Annotated in this window: 16 protein-coding genes; 1 reads left to right on the top strand and 15 read right to left on the bottom strand. The window is 67.1% G+C overall.

The genetic code is table 11. The annotated features are described in order from the left end of the window. Positions 1 to 223 precede the first annotated feature (223 nt). From tuf to JOD67_RS12400, 5 genes are all read right to left on the bottom strand, one after another. Entirely contained in the window at positions 224 to 1,417 is a 1,194-nt protein-coding gene (gene tuf, locus JOD67_RS12420) for an elongation factor Tu (RefSeq protein ID WP_205117593.1), read from the bottom strand. A 96-nt stretch (positions 1,418 to 1,513) separates the two neighbouring features. Then, positions 1,514 to 3,619 (bottom strand): elongation factor G, encoded by a 2,106-nt coding sequence (gene fusA, locus JOD67_RS12415; RefSeq protein WP_205117592.1) that lies wholly within the window; start codon positions 3,617 to 3,619, stop codon positions 1,514 to 1,516. Positions 3,620 to 3,697: 78 nt separating this feature from the next. After that, on the bottom strand, positions 3,698 to 4,168 hold the full coding sequence (rpsG, locus tag JOD67_RS12410) for a 30S ribosomal protein S7 (RefSeq protein ID WP_205117591.1): 471 nt from the start codon (positions 4,166 to 4,168) through the stop codon (positions 3,698 to 3,700). After that, positions 4,168 to 4,542 (bottom strand): 30S ribosomal protein S12, encoded by a 375-nt coding sequence (gene rpsL / locus JOD67_RS12405; RefSeq protein WP_205117590.1) that lies wholly within the window; start codon positions 4,540 to 4,542, stop codon positions 4,168 to 4,170. The genes rpsG and rpsL overlap by 1 nt, the downstream gene beginning before the upstream one ends. Positions 4,543 to 4,799: 257 nt before the next feature. Next, positions 4,800 to 5,450: a hypothetical protein gene (locus JOD67_RS12400; RefSeq protein ID WP_205117589.1), complete on the bottom strand. Its 651-nt coding sequence runs from the start codon at positions 5,448 to 5,450 to the stop codon at positions 4,800 to 4,802. 49 nt (positions 5,451 to 5,499) lie between these two features. Between JOD67_RS12400 and JOD67_RS12395 the strand changes: the two genes are divergently transcribed. Beyond that, on the top strand, positions 5,500 to 6,231 hold the full coding sequence (locus tag JOD67_RS12395; protein ID WP_205117588.1) for a TetR/AcrR family transcriptional regulator: 732 nt from the start codon (positions 5,500 to 5,502) through the stop codon (positions 6,229 to 6,231). Between the two features lie 806 nt (positions 6,232 to 7,037). On the opposite strand, the gene JOD67_RS12390 is transcribed toward JOD67_RS12395, so the two are convergent. From JOD67_RS12390 to JOD67_RS12345, 10 genes are all read right to left on the bottom strand, one after another. After that, positions 7,038 to 10,916: a DNA-directed RNA polymerase subunit beta' gene (locus tag JOD67_RS12390; protein WP_205117587.1), complete on the bottom strand. Its 3,879-nt coding sequence runs from the start codon at positions 10,914 to 10,916 to the stop codon at positions 7,038 to 7,040. 97 nt (positions 10,917 to 11,013) lie between these two features. Further along, positions 11,014 to 14,433 (bottom strand): DNA-directed RNA polymerase subunit beta, encoded by a 3,420-nt coding sequence (rpoB, locus tag JOD67_RS12385; protein WP_307782375.1) that lies wholly within the window; start codon positions 14,431 to 14,433, stop codon positions 11,014 to 11,016. Positions 14,434 to 15,231: 798 nt separating this feature from the next. Further along, positions 15,232 to 15,963, bottom strand: a complete 732-nt coding sequence (locus JOD67_RS12380; protein WP_205117585.1) for a hypothetical protein — start codon at positions 15,961 to 15,963, stop codon at positions 15,232 to 15,234. Between the two features lie 4 nt (positions 15,964 to 15,967). After that, a complete protein-coding gene (locus JOD67_RS12375) occupies positions 15,968 to 16,477 on the bottom strand; it encodes an Rv1363c family protein (protein WP_205117584.1) in 510 nt (169 codons plus the stop codon). Continuing rightward, entirely contained in the window at positions 16,447 to 17,670 is a 1,224-nt protein-coding gene (locus JOD67_RS12370) for an MCE family protein (RefSeq protein WP_205117583.1), read from the bottom strand. The genes JOD67_RS12375 and JOD67_RS12370 overlap by 31 nt, the downstream gene beginning before the upstream one ends. Further along, positions 17,667 to 18,929: an MCE family protein gene (locus JOD67_RS12365; protein WP_205117582.1), complete on the bottom strand. Its 1,263-nt coding sequence runs from the start codon at positions 18,927 to 18,929 to the stop codon at positions 17,667 to 17,669. The genes JOD67_RS12370 and JOD67_RS12365 overlap by 4 nt, the downstream gene beginning before the upstream one ends. Continuing rightward, positions 18,926 to 20,107 (bottom strand): MCE family protein, encoded by a 1,182-nt coding sequence (locus JOD67_RS12360; RefSeq protein WP_205117581.1) that lies wholly within the window; start codon positions 20,105 to 20,107, stop codon positions 18,926 to 18,928. Before JOD67_RS12360 ends, JOD67_RS12365 begins: the two co-directional genes overlap by 4 nt. Continuing rightward, positions 20,104 to 21,102: an MCE family protein gene (locus tag JOD67_RS12355; protein ID WP_205117580.1), complete on the bottom strand. Its 999-nt coding sequence runs from the start codon at positions 21,100 to 21,102 to the stop codon at positions 20,104 to 20,106. Before JOD67_RS12355 ends, JOD67_RS12360 begins: the two co-directional genes overlap by 4 nt. Next, on the bottom strand, positions 21,099 to 22,130 hold the full coding sequence (locus tag JOD67_RS12350) for an MCE family protein (RefSeq protein WP_205117579.1): 1,032 nt from the start codon (positions 22,128 to 22,130) through the stop codon (positions 21,099 to 21,101). The genes JOD67_RS12355 and JOD67_RS12350 overlap by 4 nt, the downstream gene beginning before the upstream one ends. Beyond that, positions 22,127 to 23,434, bottom strand: a complete 1,308-nt coding sequence (locus JOD67_RS12345) for an MCE family protein (protein ID WP_239553818.1) — start codon at positions 23,432 to 23,434, stop codon at positions 22,127 to 22,129. Before JOD67_RS12345 ends, JOD67_RS12350 begins: the two co-directional genes overlap by 4 nt. Positions 23,435 to 23,436 lie beyond the last annotated feature (2 nt).

The raw sequence follows: 23,436 nt of genomic DNA, 5'->3' as shown, positions 1-23,436 counted from the left end.
GGGGGTCGTCGTCCAGTCGTGGGACCGGACGCAGGTGTTGTTCCCGTCATGCATGCATGGGAAATGCTGACCAGGTCTCCGGGTCGGCCATGTCACGCGCGTGAGAAACGCGGACACGCCTCGGCGGCCTGTCGCAGGCAACCCGGCAAGTATGCCAGACCGCCCTGCCAGCACGCTAATCGGGGTGGGACTCTGTGAGGAGTCCCACCCCGATCGCTTGAACCTACTTGAGAACCTTGGTGACCCGGCCGGAGCCGACCGTACGGCCACCCTCGCGGATCGCGAAGGTCAGCGTCTCCTCCATGGCGATGGGCTGGATCAGCTCAACGCGCATCTCGGTGTTGTCACCCGGCATGACCATCTCGGTGCCCTCGGGGAGGTGCACCACGCCGGTCACGTCCGTCGTACGGAAGTAGAACTGCGGGCGGTAGTTGTTGAAGAACGGCGTGTGCCGTCCGCCCTCTTCCTTCGACAGGATGTAGACCTGCGCCTCGAAGTCGGTGTGCGGCGTGGTGGTACCCGGCTGCACGATGACCTGGCCACGCTCGACCTCTTCGCGCTTGGTGCCACGAAGCAGCAGGCCGACGTTCTCACCCGCGCGAGCCTCGTCGAGGATCTTGCGGAACATCTCGACGCCGGTGACGATCGTCTTGGTCGACGCGTCCTTGATGCCGACGATCTCGACCTCAGCGCCGGCCTTGAGGATGCCGCGCTCGACTCGGCCGGTCACGACCGTGCCGCGACCGGTGATCGTGAAGACGTCCTCGACGGGCATGAGGAACGGCTTCTCGATCTCGCGCGTGGGCTCCGGGACCGACTCGTCCACGGCGGCCATGAGCTCGAGGATCTTCTCGCCCCACTCGGCGTCGCCCTCGAGCGCCTTCAGCGCCGAGACGCGAACGACCGGAGCGTCGTCGCCGGGGAACTCCTGCTCGTTGAGCAGCTCCCGGACCTCGAGCTCGACCAGCTCGAGGATCTCCTCGTCGTCGACCATGTCGGACTTGTTCAGAGCCACGACGATGTACGGCACGCCGACCTGACGGGCGAGCAGCACGTGCTCACGCGTCTGGGGCATCGGACCGTCGGTCGCCGCGACCACGAGGATCGCGCCGTCCATCTGGGCCGCGCCGGTGATCATGTTCTTGATGTAGTCCGCGTGACCCGGGCAGTCCACGTGCGCGTAGTGGCGCTTCTCGGTCTGGTACTCCACGTGCGCGATCGTGATCGTGATGCCGCGCTGCTTCTCTTCCGGCGCCTTGTCGATCTGGTCGAAGGCGTAGAAGGGGTTCACATCCGGGTACTTGTCATGCAGCACCTTGGTGATCGCCGCGGTGAGCGTGGTCTTCCCGTGGTCGATGTGCCCAATGGTGCCGATATTGACGTGCGGCTTGGTGCGCTCGAACTTCGCCTTCGCCACTTCGGGCTCCTCCTGATTTCTTTCTTACTACGCCGTTCAACTAGGCGCGAAACTTTACGGGACTGGTGTACAGGGACTACGCGCGGGTCTCCCCGCTCACTCGCCCCGGACCTTCTTGACGATCTCCTCGGACACCGACTTCGGAACCTCGGCGTACGAGTTGAACTCCATGTGGGGCACTGCGCGCCCCTGGGTCTTGCTGCGCAGGTCGCTGACGTAACCGAACGTCTCCGACAGCGGCACCAGCGCGGTGATGACCCTGTTACCCGCGAACTCGTCCATCTTCTGAACGTGCCCGCGACGACTGTTGATGTCGCCGATCACGTCGCCGAGGTAGTCCTCGGGCGTCGTGACCTCGGCCCTCATGACCGGCTCGAGCAGAGCCGGGCCGGCCCGCCGTGCCGCTTCCTTGAAGGCCATAGATCCGGCGATCTTGAACGCGAGCTCGGACGAGTCGACCTCGTGGTAGGCACCGTCGCGCAAGGTCACCTTGATGTCGACGACGGGGTAGCCGGCGAGTACGCCGAACTCCATCGCCTCCTGGATGCCCTCGTCGACGGCCGGGATGTACTCCCGCGGGATCCGTCCACCGCTCACCGCGTTGACGAACTCGTAGCCACCATCGCCCTCGCCGCCTGTGGGCTCGATGTCGATGATCACGCGCGCGAACTGGCCGGAGCCACCCGTCTGCTTCTTGTGGGTGTACTCGACCTTCTCGACCTTCTTGCGGATGGTCTCGCGGTAGGCGACCTGCGGCTTGCCGACGTTCGCCTCGACCTTGAACTCGCGCTTCATCCGGTCGACCAGGATGTCCAGGTGGAGCTCGCCCATCCCGGAGATGATGGTCTGGCCGGTCTCGACGTCCGTACGGACCTGGAACGTCGGGTCCTCGTCCGCGAGTCGCTGGATGGCTCCGGAGAGCTTCTCCTGGTCGCTCTTGGTCTTCGGCTCGATCGCCACCGAGATGACCGGCGCCGGGAAGTTCATCGACTCGAGGATGATCGGCTGGTTCGGGTCGCAGAGCGTCTCACCCGTGGTGGTCTGCTTGAGGCCCATCACCGCGACGATCGAGCCGGCCGTGGCCTTCTCGATCTCCTCACGCTTGTTCGCGTGCATCCGGTAGATCTTGCCGATCCGCTCCTTGCGGTCCTTGGTGCTGTTGAGCACCTGAGTCCCGGAGGTGAGCGTGCCGGAGTAGATCCGGAGGTACGTGAGCTTGCCGAGGTGCGGGTCGCTCATGATCTTGAACGCCAGCGTCGCGAGCGGAGCCTCCTCGTCGGGGTCGCGCTCGAGGATCTCCTCCTCGCTCTTCAGCGAATGACCAGTGACCGAACCCACGTCGAGCGGGCTGGGCAGGTAGTCGACGACCGCGTCGAGCAGGGGCTGGACGCCCTTGTTCTTGAACGCGGTGCCGCAGAGCACGGGGGTGACCTTGCTCGCGATGGTCGCGCGCCGGATCGCCGTCTGGAGCTGCTCGGTCGTGGGCTCCTGGCCCTCGAGGTAGAGCTCCATGATCTCGTCGTCGGCCTCGGCCAGCGCCTCGAAGAGCCGGTCTCGCCACTCCCGAGCGGCCTCGGTGTGCGTCGCCGGGATGTCCTCGATCGTGTAGTCCTCGCCCTTCTCGGGCTCGCCACGCCAGGTGAGGGCGCGCATGTTGACCAGGTCGATGACGCCGATGAAGTCGGCCTCGGACCCGAGCGGCAGCTGGAGCACCAGCGGGGTCGCGTTCAGCCGGTCGACGATCATCTCCACGCAGCGGTGGAACTCCGCGCCAACACGGTCCATCTTGTTGACGAAGCACATCCGCGGGACGCCGTACCGGTCGGCCTGCCGCCAGACGGTCTCCGACTGCGGCTCGACTCCGGCCACCCCGTCGAACACGGCGACGGCGCCGTCGAGGACGCGCAGGTTGCGCTCGACCTCGACGGTGAAGTCGACGTGCCCGGGGGTGTCGATCAGGTTGATGGTGTGGTCTTTCCAGTGGCAGGTCGTCGCGGCGGACGTGATCGTGATGCCGCGCTCCTGCTCCTGCTCCATCCAGTCCATGACGGCAGCACCGTCGTGGACCTCACCGATCTTGTAGGTGATGCCGGTGTAGAACAGGATGCGTTCGGTGGTCGTGGTCTTGCCCGCGTCGATGTGGGCCATGATGCCGATGTTGCGGATCGTGGCCAGGTCGACAGTGCGAAGGTCGGTCGCCATCAGGCTCGTCAGGTCTTTCGTAGAAGTCTTTTATGGGTTCGCTGCAGGAGTCGCGGCGCCCCTACATCCCGCTGTGAACTACCAGCGGTAGTGGGCGAACGCCTTGTTGGACTCCGCCATCTTGTGCGTGTCCTCGCGTCGCTTCACGCTCGCGCCGAGACCGTTGGAGGCGTCCAGGATCTCGTTCATCAGACGCTCCGCCATGGCCTTCTCGCGGCGGGCCTGGGAGTAGCTCACCAGCCACCGCAGCGCGAGGGTCGTCGAACGTTCGGCACGCACCTCGATCGGCACCTGGTAGGTCGCGCCACCGACACGGCGGCTCTTGACCTCGAGGGCCGGCTTGACGTTGTCGAGCGCCCGCTTGAGCGTGATCACCGGATCGGTGCCGGTCTTCTCGCGGCAGCCCTCGAGCGCTGTGTAGACAACGCGCTGGGCGAGTGCCTTCTTCCCGCTGCGCAGCACCTTGTTGATCAGCTGCGTGACGAGCGGAGACCCGTACACCGGGTCGATGATCGGCTTCCGCTTCGGGGCCGGACCCTTGCGGGGCATTAGCTCTTCTCCTTCTTCGCGCCGTAGCGGCTGCGGGCTTGCTTGCGACCCTTGACGCCCTGCGTGTCGAGCGATCCGCGGATGATCTTGTAGCGGACGCCCGGCAGGTCGGCCACTCGGCCGCCACGGACCAGGACCATCGAGTGTTCCTGCAGGTTGTGACCCACACCGGGGATGTACGCGGTCACCTCGGTGTCACTGGTCAGCCGGACGCGTGCCACCTTGCGCAGCGCGGAGTTCGGCTTACGCGGGGTCGTGGTGTACACACGCACGCAAACCCCCCGTCGCTGAGGCGAACCCTTGAGCGCCGGCGTCTTGTTCTTCGACACCTTGTCCTTGCGGCCCTTGCGGACCAACTGCTGGATGGTGGGCACCGCGTCGTTCCCTATCTTTCGTCGGTGACGTCTTCTTCGTAGTCGTTGCTCCGACCCCCGCGGTCGGGTGTGTCGCCCGGCCAAGGCCGTCACGCCGACTTGATCGACGGAAACGTGGGGGTCCACGCGCGCCCTCACCGGGCACACATGAGTGCCCAGTCAACGCCGGGCACGGTCTTGAACCTTACCTGGTCCGACCAAGTGCGGTCAAAGCAGGGTGGGTGATGGGGACACTGTGGCTGTCCCGCCTGTCCAGTTTAGCTCGCGACCTGGGCTTTTGGCTGCTTGGCGCGCAGGATCGCGACGTTCACGGCGATCAGCCAGATCATCGTGAGGGCGCCCATCGAAGCGGTCGTTCCCCAGCCGTTGGCGGCATAGAAGTTCGCGGGGACGTTGCCGAAGAACATCGAGGGGACGAAGGCCGCGTTGATGGCTGCGATAGCGATCGCGGACCGGCCGACCCATCTCGGTGCTATTGCGGTCTTGATGACGGCGATGCCGAGGCTGAGTGCGAAGAGTCCCTCGAGGAGGCGGGCGATCGTTCCGTACAGGAGGTAGGTGCCGCTCACCGAGATCGTCGGGTCGATCGGGTCTGGTGCCGCGATCACGGCGCCGACCTCGAGGCCGGTGGAGACGAGCAGGACGGTCAGCCAGGCTCCGCCGGCGGTGGCTGTGAGCGTGCCGAGCCACTCGTACGACCTGTCGGCCTCCTTGATCAGCTGGCGGATGCCGGTGATGAACACGAACAGGAGCGTCAGCCCGAGCAGGCCCAGGAGGCTGCGGAACAGCACGTTCGCGTCCGGAGGTGGGCCTGAGTACACGAAGTACAGTGGCACCTCGATGAGCGTGAGGATCGCGGCGATCAGGCCCGTGAGTCCTGTTGCCTTCCGGATGGTCTGGACGTTCATCTCGGTCTCCCGCGTTTGGTGTTGCCCATAAACTATAAGGACTATAGTAATGGACGCTCTGCCCGGTCCGCTGGCCCGGATGTGGCGGGTCACGCCCACCCGGCGGCTGGGTCGGCCGGCCGAGCTCGACGTCGACCAGGTCGTCTCGACGGCCGTCTCGCTCGCTGACGCTTCCGGGCTGGCTGGGGTCTCGCTTCCGAAGATCGCCGAGGTGCTCGGGGTCACACCGATGTCGCTGTACCGGCATATCGGCAGCAAGGACGAGCTGTATGGGCTGATGGAGGACGTCGCTTACGGTCCCCCGCCCTCTGTCTCGGCTGCGTCGTGGCGGGACTCGCTGCGGGGTTGGGCGGTTGCGTTGCGGGGGGTGTTCCGGGACCGGCCTTGGCTCGTTCGGCTGCCCATCGCCGGCCCGCCGAGTGGGCCGCACACGGTGGGCTGGATGGACGCTGGGTTGTCCGCTCTTCGGGCCACTCGCTTGTCGTGGGCTTCGAAGGTCACCGTGATCACTGTGGTGAGCGGGTACGTGCGGCATGCGGAACTGATGGGGCAGCAGCTGGCCTCGAGCCGTGGCGACGTCTCCTTGCTCGAGGCTGAACGCGACTACGGGCGGGTGCTTGCTTCGCTCGCTTCGGCCGACCGGTATCCGGAGGTTGCTGCTTTGTTCGCCTCGGACCTGTTCGAGACGGGCGAGGCCGCGGGGGATGCCGACGCTGACTTCGCGTCGGGGCTGGATCTGATCCTCGACGGGGTTGGGGTTCTGGTCGCCCGTTTTGAATGAAGGGCACCTTCATTCGAACCTATGGAATGAAGGTGCCCTTCATTCGAAACGTGGCGGGGGCGGGGTCGACTGGGTCGGGGGCACCCTCGTCCGGACCTATGGGACCGGGGCGCCCCTCACCCCAAGCCTCGGCCACCCCTGTCCGTGATCATGAACGTGATCATGAAGGCAAACCCGGCGTATACGACCAGTTCGGCTTCATGATCACGTTCATGATCACGAGGGTGGGGGTCATTGGCTCGGCGGATCGCTGTTGTCGGCGCGTTTGAGCTCGATTGACCTTGGCGAGCTGTTTGGCCGTTGGTGCTCGCCGTGGGCTGTTGCGGCGGTCGATTTTGGTGGCCGGTCCGGGGCGCGTCAAGGGCGCCTCTCGGGGGGCGCTTCGCGCGCGGCGAGAGGCGTCGCTTCGCGACCGCGGAGCGGCCCTTGACTCGCCCCGGACCGGCCACCTGTCTTTAACGCGCCGCCCCTCCCCCGGGAACGGGTGCCCGGAGGAGGTTCCTTGCCGTTCAGGTTTGTTGCCGTGCTTGCGTTGCTTGTGGGGTGCCCCCGGTCTCTTGTGGTGTCGATGAAGCCGGGCCTTCCGTCCCCGCTGTTTGAATGAAGGGCACCTTCATTCAATAGGTTCGAATGAAGGTGCCCTTCATTCAATGGATCGGGAGCTGGTGGGGTGGCGTTTCGAATCAGGGCGTCCCTCTAGCGATCTATTCACTAGAGGGACGCCCTCATTCCAAACGAAAGCACGGGCGGTGGCGCCTCGAGGTCGCCACCGCCCGTGCGGGTCTTGCTAGTTCGATACCCCTTGGTTAGTTGGAGTATCCGCCGAAGTCGAAGTCCTCTAGACGAACCGCTTCGCCTGTGCCCGACCCGAACGTGTAGTCCGCGTCGTAGCCCTCGTAGCCGACCATCGTGTACATCGCGGCCTTCGCCTCCTCGGTGGGCTCCACCCGGATGTTGCGGTACCGCTCCATGCCGGTACCAGCCGGGATCAGCTTTCCGAGAATCACGTTCTCCTTCAGACCGCGCAGCGAGTCCGACTTGCCGTTGATCGCCGCTTCGGTGAGGACCTTGGTGGTCTCCTGGAACGACGCCGCGGACAGCCACGACTCGGTGGCCAGCGAGGCCTTGGTGATGCCCATCAGGACCGGACGGCCGGAAGCCGGCTGCCCGCCCTCGGCGACGACGCGACGGTTCTCCTCTTCGAAGCGCATCCGCTCGGCGAGCTCGCCGGGCAGCAGCTCGGCGTCGCCGGACTCGATCACCGTCACCCGGCGGAGCATCTGCCGGACGATGATCTCGATGTGCTTGTCGTGGATGGTCACGCCCTGCGAGCGGTAGACCTCCTGCACCTCGTTGACGAGGTGCTGCTGGACCTGCCGCATGCCGAGGACACGGAGCACGTCCTGCGGGTCCGGCGTGCCCTGCGTGAGCTGCGCGCCAACCTCGACGTGGGTACCTTCCTCGACCAGGAGCCGCGACCGCTTGGAGACGGGGTAGCCCTTCTCCTCCGAGCCGTCGTCCGGTACGACCACGAGCTTGCGTGCCTTGTCGGAGTCCTCGATGCGCACCCGGCCGGCAGACTCCGCGATCGGAGCCTTCACCTTCGGAACGCGCGCCTCGAAGATCTCCTGCACTCGGGGCAGACCGTGCGTGATGTCCTCACCCGCGACACCGCCGGTGTGGAACGTACGCATCGTCAGCTGCGTGCCGGGCTCACCGATCGACTGGGCGGCGATGATGCCGACCGCCTCGCCGATGTCGACGAGCTTGCCGCTGGCCAACGACCGGCCGTAGCAGGCCGCGCAGGTACCGACGCGCGAGTCGCAGGTCAGCACCGAACGGACGCGAACCTCTTCGACGCCCTCGCCGACCAGGCGGTCGATGACGACGTCACCCAGGTCGGTCCCGGCTTCCGCCACGACCTTCCCGCCCGACGTCTGCACGTCCTCGGCGAGGATCCGCGCGTAGACCGACGTCTCGACGTTCTCGAGCTTGCGGACCGAACCGTCGGCCTGCTTGGACGCGATCCGCTTCAGCAGACCGCGCTCACTGCCGCAGTCCTCGTCGCGAACGATGACGTCCTGGCTGACGTCCACCAGACGACGGGTCAGGTAGCCGGACTCAGCGGTACGAAGCGCCGTGTCGGCCAGACCCTTCCGAGCACCGTGGGTGGCGATGAAGAACTCACCAACCGTCAGGCCCTCGGCGTAGTTGGACTTGATCGGCCGCGGGATGATCTCACCCTTGGGGTTGGCCACCAGACCACGCATGGCCGCGATCTGCGCGACCTGCATCATGTTTCCGCGGGCACCCGAGTGGACCATCATGAAGATCGGGTTGATCTTGTCGAACCCGTCTTCCATCTCCCGAACGACCTCGGCCTTGGCCTGGGTCCAGATCTCGATGAGCTCCTGGCGACGCTCGTCGTCGGTGATCAGACCACGGTCGAACTGCTTCTGGACCTTCGCTGCCTTGTCCTCGTAGCCCGACAGGATCTCGGCCTTCCGCGGGGGCGTGACGACGTCACCGATCGAGATCGTGACGCCGGAACGGGTGGCCCACTTGAAGCCGATGTCCTTCAGCGCGTCGAGGCAGTGCGCGACCTCGACCTTGGCGTACCGCTCGGCCAGGTCGTTGACGATCACACCGAGCTGCTTCTTGCCGACCTCGAAGTCGACGAACGGGTAGTCCGCCGGCAGGGTCTCGTTGAACAGTGCGCGACCGAGCGTGGTGTCGACCACGACGGACGAGCCCTGCTCGTACCCCTCCGGAGCGGTCCAGCCGAGCGGCGGCGCGTAGTCCTTGAACCGGATCTTGATCTTGCTCTGAACGTGGATCTCGCCGTGGTCGAACGCCATCAGCGCCTCGGCCACCGACCCGAACGCCCGGCCCTCACCGATCAGACCGTCACGGTCCAGGGTGAGGAAGTAGATCCCGATGATCATGTCCTGCGACGGCATCGTCACCGGACGGCCATCGGCCGGCTTCAGGATGTTGTTCGTCGACAGCATGAGGATGCGGGCCTCGGCCTGCGCCTCCGCCGACAGCGGAACGTGCACCGCCATCTGGTCGCCGTCGAAGTCGGCGTTGAACGCCGCACACACCAGCGGGTGCAGCTGGATCGCCTTACCCTCGATGAGCTGCGGCTCGAACGCCTGGATGCCCAACCGGTGCAGCGTAGGCGCACGGTTCAGCAGCACCGGGTGCTCGGCGATGACCTCTTCCAGCACGTCCCAGACCACCGGACGCTGCCGCTCGACCATCCGCTTCGCGCTCTTGATGTTCTGCGCGTGGTTCAGGTCGACCAGCCGCTTCATGACGAACGGCTTGAACAGCTCGATCGCCATGCCCTTCGGCAGACCGCACTGGTGCAGCTTCAGCTGCGGACCGACGACGATGACCGAACGGCCGGAGTAGTCGACGCGCTTGCCGAGCAGGTTCTGACGGAACCGGCCCTGCTTGCCCTTGAGCATGTCGGACAACGACTTCAACGGACGGTTGCCCGGCCCGGTGACCGGACGGCCGCGGCGGCCGTTGTCGAACAGCGCGTCGACGGCCTCCTGCAGCATCCGCTTCTCGTTGTTGACGATGATCTCCGGCGCGCCCAGGTCGAGCAGTCGCTTGAGCCGGTTGTTCCGGTTGATCACGCGGCGGTACAGGTCGTTCAGGTCGCTCGTCGCGAACCGGCCACCGTCGAGCTGCACCATCGGGCGCAGGTCCGGCGGGATGACCGGGACACAGTCGAGCACCATGCCGAGCGGGTTGTTGTTCGTCGTGAGGAACGCCGACACGACCTTCAGCCGCTTGAGCGCACGGGTCTTCTTCTGACCCTTGCCGCTGCGGATGATCTCGCGCAGGTTGATCGCTTCGGCGTCGAGGTCGAAGTCGGCGAGCCGCTGCTTGATCGCGGACGCGCCCATGTCGCCGTCGAAGTACTTGCCGAAGCGGTTGCGCATCTCGCGGTAGAGGATCTCGTCGCCCTCGAGGTCCTGGACCTTGAGGTTCTTGAACCGGGTCCACACCTCTTCCAGGCGGTCGAGCTCGCGCTGGTTGCGGTCGCGCAGCTGGCGGATCTCGCGCTCGGCGGCTTCCTTCACCTTGCGGCGCGCGTCGCTCTTGGCACCCTCGGCCTCGAGCTGGGCGAGGTCCTCCTCGAGCTTCTTCATGCGCTGCTCGGCGTCGTTGTCACGGCGCTGTTCGATCTGCTTGCGCTCGACGTCGATCCGGGCCTCCATCGACGGGAGGTCGCGGGTCCGGGCGTCGTCGTCGACACGCGTGATCATGTAGGCGGCGAAGTAGATGACCTTCTCGAGGTCCTTCGGCGCCAGGTCGAGCAGGTATCCGAGCCGGCTGGGCACACCCTTGAAGTACCAGATGTGCGTGACCGGCGCGGCCAGCTCGATGTGGCCCATCCGCTCGCGCCGAACCTTGGCGCGGGTCACCTCGACGCCGCAGCGCTCACAGATGATGCCCTTGAAGCGGACGCGCTTGTACTTGCCGCAGTAGCACTCCCAGTCCCGGGTCGGACCGAAGATCTTCTCGCAGAAGAGTCCGTCCTTCTCGGGCTTGAGCGTGCGGTAGTTGATCGTCTCGGGCTTCTTTACCTCACCGTGCGACCACGTACGGATATCGTCGGCCGTGGCGAGGCCGATGCGAAGCTCGTCGAAGAAGTTGACGTCGAGCACGTGTTCTCTTCCCCAGGGGTAGTTACTGATAGGGCTGGCTCAGTCGAGGGCGGGGACGGGAGAGGCCTTCAAGAGCACCGCTCCCGTCCCGCATGCCTCAGACTTCCTCGACGCTGCTCGGCTCCTGCCGGGTCAGGTCGATACCGAGCTCCTCCGCTGCGCGGAAGACGTCCTCCTCGGTGTCGCGCATCTCCACGGCCATCCCGTCACTGGACAGGACCTCCACGTTGAGGCAGAGCGCCTGCATCTCCTTGACGAGCACCTTGAACGACTCAGGGATGCCCGGCTCGGGGATGTTCTCGCCCTTGACGACCGCCTCGTACACCTTCACGCGGCCGGTCACGTCGTCGGACTTGATCGTGAGCAGCTCCTGCAGCGCGTACGCCGCGCCATAGGCCTCGAGCGCCCAGACCTCCATCTCACCGAAGCGCTGACCACCGAACTGCGCCTTACCACCCAACGGCTGCTGGGTGATCATCGAGTACGGACCCGTCGAACGCGCGTGGATCTTGTCGTCGACGAGGTGGTTGAGCTTCAGCATGTAGATGTAGCCCACAGCGACCGGCTCGGGGAACGGCTCGCCGGTCCGGCCGTCGAGCAGCCGGGCCTTGCCGTTCGTGCCGACCATGCGGTTGCCGTCGCGGTTCGGCTCGGTCGAGCCGAGCAGCCCGGCGATCTCTTCCTCGCTGGCACCGTCGAACACCGGCGTCGCGACGTTGGTACGGCCTTCGGCCATGCCCGCCCCGATCGCCTGCAGACGTTCCTTCCAGCTGGTGTCGTCGCCTTCGATCGCCCAACCAGAGTTGGCAACCCACCCGAGGTGGGTCTCCAGCACCTGGCCGACGTTCATCCGGCCCGGGACACCGAGCGGGTTGAGGATGATGTCCGCCGGAGTCCCGTCCTCGAGGAACGGCATGTCCTCGACCGGCAGGATCTTCGCGATGACACCCTTGTTGCCGTGCCGGCCGGCGAGCTTGTCGCCGTCCTGGATCTTCCGCTTCTGAGCGACATACACCCGGACCAGCTGGTTGACGCCCGGCGGCAGCTCGTCGCCTTCCTCGCGGTCGAAGACGCGGACACCGATGACGGTGCCGGTCTCGCCGTGCGGAACCTTCAGCGACGTGTCGCGGACCTCGCGCGCCTTCTCACCGAAGATCGCGCGGAGCAGCCGCTCCTCCGGCGTCAGCTCGGTCTCACCCTTGGGCGTGACCTTGCCGACCAGGATGTCGCCGTCGCGGACCTCGGCGCCGATGCGGATGATGCCGCGTTCGTCGAGGTCGGCCAGCATCTCCTCGGAGACGTTCGGGATGTCCCGGGTGATCTCCTCCGGACCCAGCTTCGTGTCGCGGGCGTCGACCTCGTGCGCCTCGATGTGGATCGAGGTGAGGACGTCCTGCTGCACGAGCCGCTGGCTCAGGATGATCGCGTCTTCGTAGTTGTGCCCTTCCCAGGACATGAACGCGACCAGCAGGTTGCGGCCCAGCGCCATCTCGCCGTTGTCGGTGCACGGACCGTCGGCGATGACCGTGCCGACCTCGATCCGGTCACCCTCGCCCACGAGCGGACGCTGGTTGATGCACGTACCCGCGTTCGACCGGCGGAACTTCGACAGCCGGTACGTCTGGTACGTGCCGTCGTCCTGAGCGACCTCGACGTAGTCGGCGCAGGCCTCGCGGACCACGCCTGGCGCGGTCGCCACGACCACGTCGCCGGCGTCGACCGCGGCGCGGTACTCCATGCCGGTGCCCACGAGCGGGGCCTCGGAACGGATCAGCGGCACGGCCTGGCGCTGCATGTTCGAGCCCATCAGCGCGCGGTTGGCGTCGTCGTGCTCGATGAACGGGATCATCGCGGTCGCGACGGAGACCATCTGCCGCGGCGAGACGTCCATGTAGTCGACCCGGTTCGGCGGCACCAGCTCGGTGTCACCACCCTTGGTCCGCACCAGCACCTGCTCGTCGGCGATCGTCCCGTCGTCGTGCAGCCCGGTGTTGGCCTGGGCCTTGACGAAGCGGTCCTCCTCGTCGGCGGTGAGGTAGTCGATCTGGTCGATGACCTTGCCCTCGACGACCTTGCGGTACGGCGTCTCGATGAAGCCGAACGGGTTGATCCGTCCGAACGACGCGAGCGAGCCGATCAGACCGATGTTCGGGCCTTCCGGCGTCTCGATCGGGCACATCCGGCCGTAGTGGCTCGGGTGGACGTCACGGACCTCCATGCCGGCACGGTCACGGGACAGACCGCCCGGGCCGAGAGCGTTCAGACGCCGCTTGTGCGTCAGGCCCGCGATCGGGTTGGTCTGGTCCATGAACTGGCTCAGCTGGGAGGTGCCGAAGAACTCCTTCAGCGCCGCGACCACGGGCCGGATGTTGATCAGGGTCTGCGGCGTGATCGCCTCGACGTCCTGAGTCGTCATCCGCTCGCGGACCACCCGCTCCATCCGGGCGAGGCCCGTACGGAGCTGGTTCTGGATCAGCTCGCCGACGGTACGCATCCGGCGGTTGCCGAAGTGGTCGATGTCGTCGTCCTCGACCAGGATCGTCCCGCGCGGCGCCTCGAGCTCTGCCCTGCCCTCGTGCACAGCGACGAGGTAGCGAATGGTCGCCACGATGTCGTCGATCGTCAGCACGGACTGATCGTGCGGGAGCTCCAACCCGAGCTTCTTGTTGATCTTGTAACGGCCGACCTTCGCGAGGTCGTACCGCTTCGGGTTGAAGTAGTAGTTCTCAAGCAGCGCCTGGGCGGCCTCCCGCGTCGGGGGCTCACCGGGACGGAGCTTGCGGTAGATGTCGAGCAGCGCGTCGTCCTGGCCGGACGTGTGGTCCTTCTCCAGGGTGAGACGCATCGACTCGTAGTCGCCGAACTCCTCGAGGATCTGCGCGTCGGTCCAGCCGAGCGCCTTCAGGAGGACAGTGACGTTCTGCTTGCGCTTGCGGTCGAGACGTACGCCGACGGTGTCGCGCTTGTCGACCTCGAACTCGAGCCAGGCACCCCGCGACGGGATCATCTTCGCGGTGAAGATGTCCTTGTCGGAGGTCTTGTCCGGGCTCCGCTCGAAGTAGACGCCGGGCGAACGCACGAGCTGGCTGACCACGACACGCTCGGTGCCGTTGATCACGAACGTCCCCTTGTCGGTCATGAGCGGGAAGTCGCCCATGAAGACCGTCTGGGACTTGATCTCGCCGGTCTCGTTGTTCATGAACTCGGCGGTGACGAACAGCGGAGCCGCGTACGTGAAGTCGCGCTCCTTGCACTCGTCGACGGAGTTCTTCGGCGGCTCGAACCGGTGGTCGCGGAACGAAAGGGACATGGTCCCCGAGAAGTCCTCGATGGGAGAGATCTCCTCGAAGATCTCCTCCAAGCCGGACTTGGTGGGTACATCCGTGCGACCCTCTTCGAGGGCACGCTCGACCCGGGCCTGCCAGCGATCGTTGCCGATCAAGGTGTCGAAGCTCTCGACCTGCAAAGCGAGCAGGTTGGGAACCTCAGCAGCTTCCTTGATCTTGGCGAACGACACGCGACGGGGCGGTTCGGCGTGGTCGGATGTGCGGGTGGACGTAGTGGACGCAGTGGTGGGCGCGGCGGCCAAGAGGGGTCCTTCCGAGGCTTGCAGTCGCTACACATGCCAGACCATCCACGAGGGAGTCGCGGACAGTCGGAAGGCAGGGCAAAGCGACAGTGTAGCCTCTCGACACACTGCTGTCCAGTACCCGGATTTCTTCAAATCGGAGGACTCGTCGGATGCCCCCGGCTGAGGCTCCAGACGCCAGTCTCTGTTCTCCGTCCTGCCGACACCCCGCGTGGCCGCCCCGCGTTGTGCCGAGTCACCCTTCGTCACCAAGTGACTCTGCGAGGATGACGCCGATGGGGGTCGAGAGTCAAGCATTTCCGTCCCGCCACCTGGGATTTTAGCGATCTGCTCACGCCGGGCGACACGGTTTGACCCGCTCTGGACACGACCCGTTCACTGCGACGGCCAAGCGGCGCCTGCCCGGTCGGTCTGGGTCAGCCTCGCCGCCACTATGGGCAGGTGGCTGCGCTGTTGGATGAAGGGCACCTTCATCCAAACCTATTGGATGAAGGTGCCCTTCATCCAAAGTCGCGGCCCCAGAGCAGCTCCAGCCAGGGATCCGCGGCGTGATGAGCTCGAGCTGCCCCTGGTCGACGCCCCAATCCCTCGCGCCGCCACCTCTCCGCGCCCGCGGTGATCATGAACGTGATCATGAAGCTGAACCGGTTGTATACGCCGGGTTTGCCTTCATGATCACGTACATGATCACGGGGCACGGCCACCAGCCGAAACCCTGCCGGGGGGTTAGAGGGCGTCGATGTCGCTGATCAGCCAGCGGTCGTCGATGTGGTCCATGGTGATTCGTACGCGGTTGAAGTCCGTCCGCGGCTCCTTCAGCCGGTTGCTGGTCGTCGTCTGGTTGACGAACAGCAACGTCACCACCCGGTCCGGTGTGGCGGAGACGGCGGAGGCGGTGCGGACCTCGGCGACGACGACGGCGTTCGTCTGGGTCGCGGTCGGGCGGACGACGGTGGTCGTGGTCTTGGTGTACTCGCTCGCGAACGTCCCGGTCAGGTGGCCCGAGGCGGTCTTGAAGTCGCGGTCGAGCTGGCGGTAGTCGTACGACAGCACCGCCTTCGCCGCGGTCCGGGCGGCGGCCACGGCCTCGGTGCGGGCGCGGTCGACGGCCGAGGCTTGGACGGCGCGGAACGCGAGAATGCCGAACGCCACCAGGGCGATCGCGGTGACGACGGCGAGCACGATCACCAGGACCGGCGCGCGGAGATCCTCGTCCGAGCGAGACGCAGGCGGCGCCTGCTCGACCACCTCGGCGGCCGGCGAGGGTACGGCCGGCGCCAGGTCCGGCGAGGTCTCGGCGGCGATCGCGGCCTCGATTTCGTCCGACGTCGGCGACGTCGGCGACGTCGGCGACGTCGGCGACGTCGGCGCGGTCGGCGCGGTCGAGCGCGCGTCGTCGGTCGCGAAGCTCCGCGGCGTACGGCGTTCTCCGGCGATCGGCCGGCGACGAGTCGGCATCAGCTCACCCCACGAACTGCAGGTCGACGACACGCCACCCGGCCCGCTCGCGGACCAGGTCCAGCTGCATCCGGTAGTGCTTCACGCTCCCCTTCGGCGCGGCCACGTTCGTCACCGACGCGTCCGCCACCACCAGGGCGCGCGCCGAGTCCGGGTCGAACGACACCAACCCCGCCTCGAGCACCTCCCCGCGCGACACGGTCTTGTTCGCCGCGACCTGCTTCTTCAAGTCGGCAGTGGCATTCCGGAACTGAGAACGGAAGTCCCCCGAGGACAGCGACACCACGTTCGCCGCGTTCTCGTCGAACGTCCGGTAGTCCAGCGTCGTGAAGTTCACCGTCAGCTGCCGCGCGATCCGCAGCGCATCCGTCCGCGCGTCAGCCGACCGCTGGTCCCGCACCACCAGCACCGTGAGGAACGCGACAGCGACCAGCGCGCCCGCCACCAGGATCGCGAGAACGAGAACGAGCACCGACCGCGGACTCATCGCGCGGTCGGACCGACCAACAGCCACTTCCACGAATCCTCTCCGAACGCCTTCTGCTGTCCCCCCAACGAGCCGAGCGACCCGGGGATACTCCGCGCGGGCGAGTCGGCGTCGACACGCGGCGCGTTCTGCGCCCCGCGCATCGTCGTCTTCTCGTCCTTGCACGAGGCCGACGTGTTCGCGGACTGGTCCTGCGTCTCCTCCGGCGTCCGCTTCGTCGTTCCCTCGTACCCCTTCCGGCACGACGCAGGCCCCAGCGACAGCTGCAGCCCGAAATGCGCGGTGTAGTGCCCGGTCACCGGATCCTTGTCGATCACCGTGTAGCCGCCACGGACGACGTACGGGTAGATGATCAGGATCTGCTGCAGGTTCTCCGTGCGCACCCGCACGATCTGCCCGGCCGTCGTGAGGTTCGCAAGCAGAACGGGGACGTCGCTCGCGTTCTCGTCCAGCAGCGCAGACACCTCGCGCGCGGTCAGGATCCCCGAGTCGAGCACCTGCCGGAGCTTCGGATCCGACGCGACCAGCGTGTCCGACAGGTCGGCGAGGTCGCGGGAGAAGCTCTTGATCGCGCCGCCGGACTCGCGCTGCGTACGCAGGACCGTCGACCCGTCCTCGATCAGCGAGATCGTCTGCTCGAGGTTGTCGTCGGCGGTCTCGATCAGCGCGTTGCCGGAGTCGACGATGCGGCTGAGGTCGTCCCCCGTTCCCCAGAACGCGTCGCCGAGCTCGTCGATCACCGTCGTCAGGTCCTCCTTGCCGACGGAGTTGACCAGCCGGTCGAGGTCGAGCAAGAGCTTCGTCGTCGGGATCGGCGTCTTGGTGTCGCGCCGCGCGATCGTCGCGCCGTCGTCGAGGTACGGGGCGCCGTCGCGGCGCGGCTGCAGGTCGACGTACTGCTCGCCGATCGCGGACCGGTTGGCGACGACCGCCACCGTGTCGGCCGGGATCCGCGGCGCGTCGTCCTCCAGCGCCAGCCGCACCTCGACGCCGTCCGGCGTCGGCGTGAGCTTGTCGACGCGGCCGACACCGACGCCGCGGTACGTCACCTCGGCGGTCTCGAAGATCCCGCCGGAGTCGGCGAAGTCGGCGGTCACGTGGTAGCCGCGGCCGAGGATCAGGTCGTCGAGCCCGGCGTACCGGGCGCCGACGTACGAGACGCCGACCAGCGTCAGCGCGACGAACAGCACGAGCTGGATCCGGACGAGCTTGCCGATCATCCGATCCCTCCCACCAGCAGGCCCGCGAGCTCCGGGTCGTACGCGGCGCCCTGCGCGTCGGCCTGCGTGCAGATCGGCGGCAGCGGGAGCGGGGGCAGCGTGATGCAGGCCGACGGCAGGGGGAGCGGCAACGTCGGCAGGGCGGTCGGCAGCGGGATAGGCAGGGTCGGCAACGGGACCGGCAGTGTGGGCAGCGCCGTCGGCAGGCTGGTCGGAAGCGGCGGGAGTGGCGGCAGGCTCGGCAGCGGGATAGGCGGCAGGCTCGGCAACGGCAGCGGTCCCTGGTCGCTGAGCAACGCGGGCAGGTTGAGGTCGAGCGTCAGCTGCATGTTGGTGTAGTCGCCCTGGACGGCGTTGGCGGCGGAGTCGGCGAACGGGTACGTGAACAGCACCTGCAGCGCGTTCGGCAACGCGTCGCCCGCCTTCGCCAGCTCGGTGAGGACGGGATCGAGCGCCTTCAGGTTGGCCAGCAGGTCTTCCTTCGTACCCTCGATCACGCGCGTGCCGGTCACGCCGAGCTTGGACAGCTCGACGAGCAGCTTGGTGAGGTTCTTGCGCTGGTCGGCGAGAATCGTCAACGCTGCTGGGAGTTCGTCGATCGTGGTCGCGAGCGTGGTCTTCTGCTTCGCCAGCGACGCGGCCAGCTTGTCGAGGCTCGCGAGGGCGCGGTTGATCTCGGCCTTGTGCTCGTCCAGCTCGCCGATGAACGTGTCGAGGTTGTTCAGCAGCGAACGCAGGTCGCTCTCTCTGCCCTCGAGCGTCTTGTTCAGCTCGACCGTGATCGTCTTGAGCTGCGCGACGCCGCCTCCGTTCAGCAGCAGAGAGAGCGCGGACAGCACCTCCTCGACCTCGACGTTCCGGCCGGTCCGCGACAGCGGGATCACGTCGCCGTCGGACAGCTCGCCGTACGTCCGTGTGCCGGCCGCCGGCTTCGCGAGCGACACGAACTTCTCACCCAGCAAGCTGGTCTGGCGGATCTGCGCGGTCGCGTTGTCGGGCAGCTTGACGCCTTCGCGAACGCGGATCCGTACGTTCGCGGTCCAGCCGTCGAGCCACACCTTCTCGACCTGGCCGACCGCGACGTCGTCGACGCGGACCGACGAACGCGGCACCAGGTCGAGCACGTCGCGGAACTGCACGGTCACGTGATAGCCCGGCCCGCTGCCACCCTGGCCGCCGGGCAGCGGCAGGTCGTAGACGGAGAACGAGCAGCCGGCGAGCACCGAGAGTCCAAGCAGGGCTAGGAGAAGTCGCTTCATCGCGCGCCCTCCTTCGCCAGGATTCCGCCGAGGGTGAGGTCGCGGCCGGACTGCACGTTGGTCGTCGCCGCCCGCGCCTCGCCACCGGGCAGGGGCGGCAGCGGCAGGTCGTCGAGCAGCGCGCGCAGGTCCTTGCAGGCGTCCTCCGGCTGCCCGAGCTGCTGGAGCAGCGAGCACAGGTACAGGCCCGGGTCGTCGGTCTGCGCGAAGTTGTTGCGGGTGTCGAGCGTGCCCGACTTCGGGTTGTACGTACGGTCCAGGTTGGCCAGCGCGACCGGCGACTCGTCGATCACCTCGCGCAACGCGTCCTGCTGCTTGACCAGCGTCTTGGACAGCTCGGTGAGCCCGTCGATGTTCTGCCGCAGCTCGGCGCGGTTGTCGTGCACGAACGACGACACCTCTGACAGCGCGACCGCGAGGTTGTCGAGCGCCTTCTGCAGGTCCGCGCGCTCGCCGGAGAGCTGGTCGGCGACGAGCTGCAGGTCGCCGTTGAACTGGCGGACGTTCTCGTCGTTGTTCGCCAACGTGGTCGTGAAGTCCTGCAGCTGGCGGACCGTCGCGAACAGGTCCTCGCGACTGCCGGACAGCGTGCCCACCGCGTCGGCGAGGTCGCCGACGGTGCTGTTGACCTTCTTGCCCTGCCCGTCGAGGTTGCGCGCGCCGGTGTCGAGCAGCTCCGACAGCGCGCCGTCCTTGTTCGCGCCGTCGGGACCGAGGGCGACCGACAGCTCGTTCAGGCTGGAGTAGATCCGGTCCAGCTCGACCGGGACCGCGGTGTCGCGCAGCGGGATGTCGGCGCCGTCGGCGAGGACGGGGCCGCTGCTGTAGGCCGGCGTGAGCTGCACGTACCGGTCGCTCACCAGCGAGGGCGCGGCGATGACCGCCTTGGCGCTCGCCGGGATCTTGTGCCTGGTCTCGTACGACAGGTCGACGCGGACGGTCTCGCCCTCGGGCGTCACCTTGTCGACGCGGCCGATCTTCACGCCGAGCACGCGGACGTCGGACCCCTCGTACAGGCCGATCGTGCGCGGGAAATGCGCCGTGACGTGGGTCTGCGGCGGGTCCGGCCAGACCGCGTACACGATGCCGGCGACCACCGCGACCGCGATGATCACGGCGAGAACGTGGGTGGCACGGGCCCAGCGCAGCAGCTTGGGCAACGGCGTCGACAGGCTCACTGCGCGCCTCCCGCCGGCTGTCCGGGCAGCCTCGGCACGGCCGGGAGCGGCGCGAGGTTGGGGATGTAGGTGTCGAACCACGGGCCGGTGCCCAGCGTGTTGGCGAACACGCGGACGAACGGCGCCAGCAGCTCGATGCTCTTGTCGAGGCTGGCCTGGTTCTTGCGCAGCAGCGCGACGACGCCGGCGAGCTTGCGCAACGCGGGCTCGAGCTGCGCGCGGTTGTCGGCGACCAGGCCGGTGAGCTGCGTGGACAGGGTCTGTGTGGTGACGAGCAGCTGGTGGATGAGCTCGCGCCTCGCCTGGATCTCCTTCAGCAGCAGGTCGCCGTCCTTGAGCAGCTTGACCAGCTCGTCGTCGCGGTCGGACAGGACCTTCGTGACCGTCTTGGAGTTCTCGAGCAGGGTGCGGAGCTGCTCGTCGCGGGTGGCGATCGTGCGCGAGAGCCTGGACAGGCCGTTCAGCGTGTCGCGAACCTCGTCCGGGGTGTTCTCGAACGTGTCCGACAGCGTGCCGAGCGCGGTGGCGAGCTGCCCGGTGTCGATGCGTTCGGTGGTCTCGGTGAGGTCGGTGAACGCTTCGACGACGTTGTAGGGCGCCACCGTACGGTCGCGCGGGATCTCCGTCTTCGGGTCGAGGTGTCCGGGGCCGGCGGGCTCGAGCGAGAGGTACATGCGGCCGAGCACGGTCTTGATCCGGATCGCCGCGCCAGTCCTCGTGCCGAGCCGGGTGTCCTCGTCCTCGACCTTGAACCCGACGCGGACGTGGTCGCCGTCCAGCTCGACGGTCTCGACGTGGCCGACCTTGACGCCCGCGACGCGGACCTCGTCGTCGGGGCGGATGCCGCCCGCCTCGGTGAACTGCGCCGCGTACTTGGTGCCGCCGCCGATCACCGGCAGGTCGTCGGCGTTGAACGCGGCGTAGACGAGGACGCCGAGCACCGCGAGCCCGGCGGCGCCGATGCTCAGCATGCTGCGTTCGCGGAACGGCCTCATCGCTGGCACCTCTGCGCGGTGACGTGCAGCGAGGTGCGCGGCAGCTCCTGCCCGTTGGGCAGCACGATGCGGGCCTCGAAGTCGCACATGTAGAAGTTGAACCAGCTGCCGTACGTCGCCGTGCGGGTCAGCGCGGTGAGCTTCGGCGGCATGTTCTTCAACGTACGTTCGACGATTCCGGCGTTCTCGTTGAGCGTGCCGGCGAGCGTGCTGAGCTCGGCGATGTCCTTCTTCAGCGGCCCGCGGGCGTCTTTCAGCAGGCCGGCTGTCTGGGTGTTGAGGTCGACGATCGAAGCGAGCGAGTCGCCGATCGCCTTGCGGTCCTCCGACAGCCCGGAGACGAAGCGCTGCAACTCGCCGATCAGCTCGCCGAGCTTCTCGTCCCGTTCGCCGACGGTGGCGAGCACGGTGTTGAGGTTGTCGATCAGGTCGCCGATCACCTTGTCCTGGTCGGCGAGGGAGCTGGTGAGCGAGGCCGTGTGGGTGAGCAGGCTCTCGACCGTTCCGGCTTCTCCCTGCAGGACTTGGATGATCTCGTATGCGAGCTTGTTGACGTCCTGCGGCGAGAGCGCGGCGAACAGCGGCTTGAAGCCGTTGAACAGCACGTTCAGGTCGAGCGCGGGCTGGGTCTGACTGAGCGGGATCGTGTCGTTCTCGCCGAGCGGCGTCGCCGCGCCCGGGCCTTCGCTCAGCGCGAGGTAGCGCTGGCCGACGAGGTTCCGGTAGCGCAGCGCCGCGCGCACGCTGGTGGACAGCTGCTGGTCGGCGTCGACGGAGAACGTGATCTTCGCGGTGGGCTTGGCGTTCCCTTGCTGCTCGACGCCGATCTCCTGGATCTCGCCGACGCGGACGCCAGCGATGCGGACGTCGTCGCCCTTCTCCACACCGGTCACGTCGGTGAAGATCGCGCCGTACCGCTTGGACTCGCCGAGGCCGATGTTGGCGATCGTCACGGCGAGCACGGCCGTCGCGAGAACCGTCACGACGGCGAAGATGAGGAGCTTGATGCCCGCGGAGGCGGTCTTCATCGCACGCTCACCTCCGTTCCCCTGGCCAGCGGGCCGAACAGCAGCGTGGCGATGTCGGGAACGTCCGTTGGCTGCTCGTCCATCACCGGCGCGACGAGCGCGTCGACCAACGCCTGCTCGTCCGCGGTGCCCGCGTCGCCGCTCGTGACGTCGAAGACGCTCGGCGTGCGGCTGCCGGGGCCGGGCTGCTCGCCGACGCCGTCGTGGATGTTGCCGCCTGGGCCGGGGTTCTTCTGGTTGTACGGCGGCGTCGGCAGGCTCCGGCAACCGGGACCGCGGTCGTCCAGGAACGCCGGCCGGTCCTCGCGGCTGTAGCCGCGCTTCTGCGGCACGACCTCGAGCGTGATGTGCAGGCTGCGCGCGGTGCCCTTGAAGTGCTCGCCGCCGCCGAACGCGTCGGTGAAGCGCGGCACCCAGTTCGCCATGCCCTGCAGCAGGCAGGTGTACTCCGGCGAGTACGTCGCGAGCACCTCGAGCGTCGGGCGGCTCACTTCGCCGAGCTCGATCAGCGCTCGTTCGTTCTTGGCGAGGAAGTCGTCGGCGGTCTGCGCGGTGCCGGACAGGTCGACGAGGAAGTCCTGCAGGGCTTGCTTCTTCAGCACGACGGTGTTGCCGGTCGTGGTGGCGTTCTTCAGCAGGCGTACGAGATCGGGGGTCGCGTCGTCGTAGATGTCGGCGACGTTCGCGAGCTCGGTGACGTCCTGCTTGAGCGCGGGGACGTGCGGGTTGAGCTCGGTGAGGTAGCCGTCGAGCTTGACGAGATTGTCGCCGATCTCCTCGCCGCGGCCCTCGAGCGCGGTGGCTACGGCGTTCAGGGTGGCGTTCAGCTTGGCGGGGTTGATCGTTCGCAGCAACGGATAGACGTCGTTCAGCACGGTCTCGAGCTCGATGCCGACCCTCGTGCGGTCGCGGCTGATCACGTCGCCCTCGGCGATCGTGAGGTGGCTGGTGCGTTCCGGCACGACCAGGTCGACGAACTTCTCGCCGAACAAGGTCTTCGGGAGGATCCGCGCGGTGACGTTCGCGGGGATCAGGTGGTCGTCGTCCGGGTTGAGCGCGAGCTTGATCTTGGCGCCGTCGCCCTCCGCCTCGATCTCGCGTACCTCGCCGACGATCGCGCCGCGCAGCTTCACGTCGGCGTGCTTGTCCAGCTGCAGGCCGATGTGGCTGGTCTCGAGCGTGACGTCGGTGGTGTGCTTGAAGATCTGGTTGAACGAGGCGTACGTCAGCCAGCCGAAGGCCGCGAGCACGGCCAGGAAGGCGAGCCCCAGCGCTCGCCGTCGAATCGTGCCTCCCTGCGGCATTC

Source organism: Tenggerimyces flavus, assembly GCF_016907715.1.
Lineage (GTDB): Bacteria > Actinomycetota > Actinomycetes > Propionibacteriales > Actinopolymorphaceae > Tenggerimyces > Tenggerimyces flavus.
Note: the sequence above shows the minus strand (reverse complement) of the source record. Positions and strands in the feature narration are given on the sequence as shown.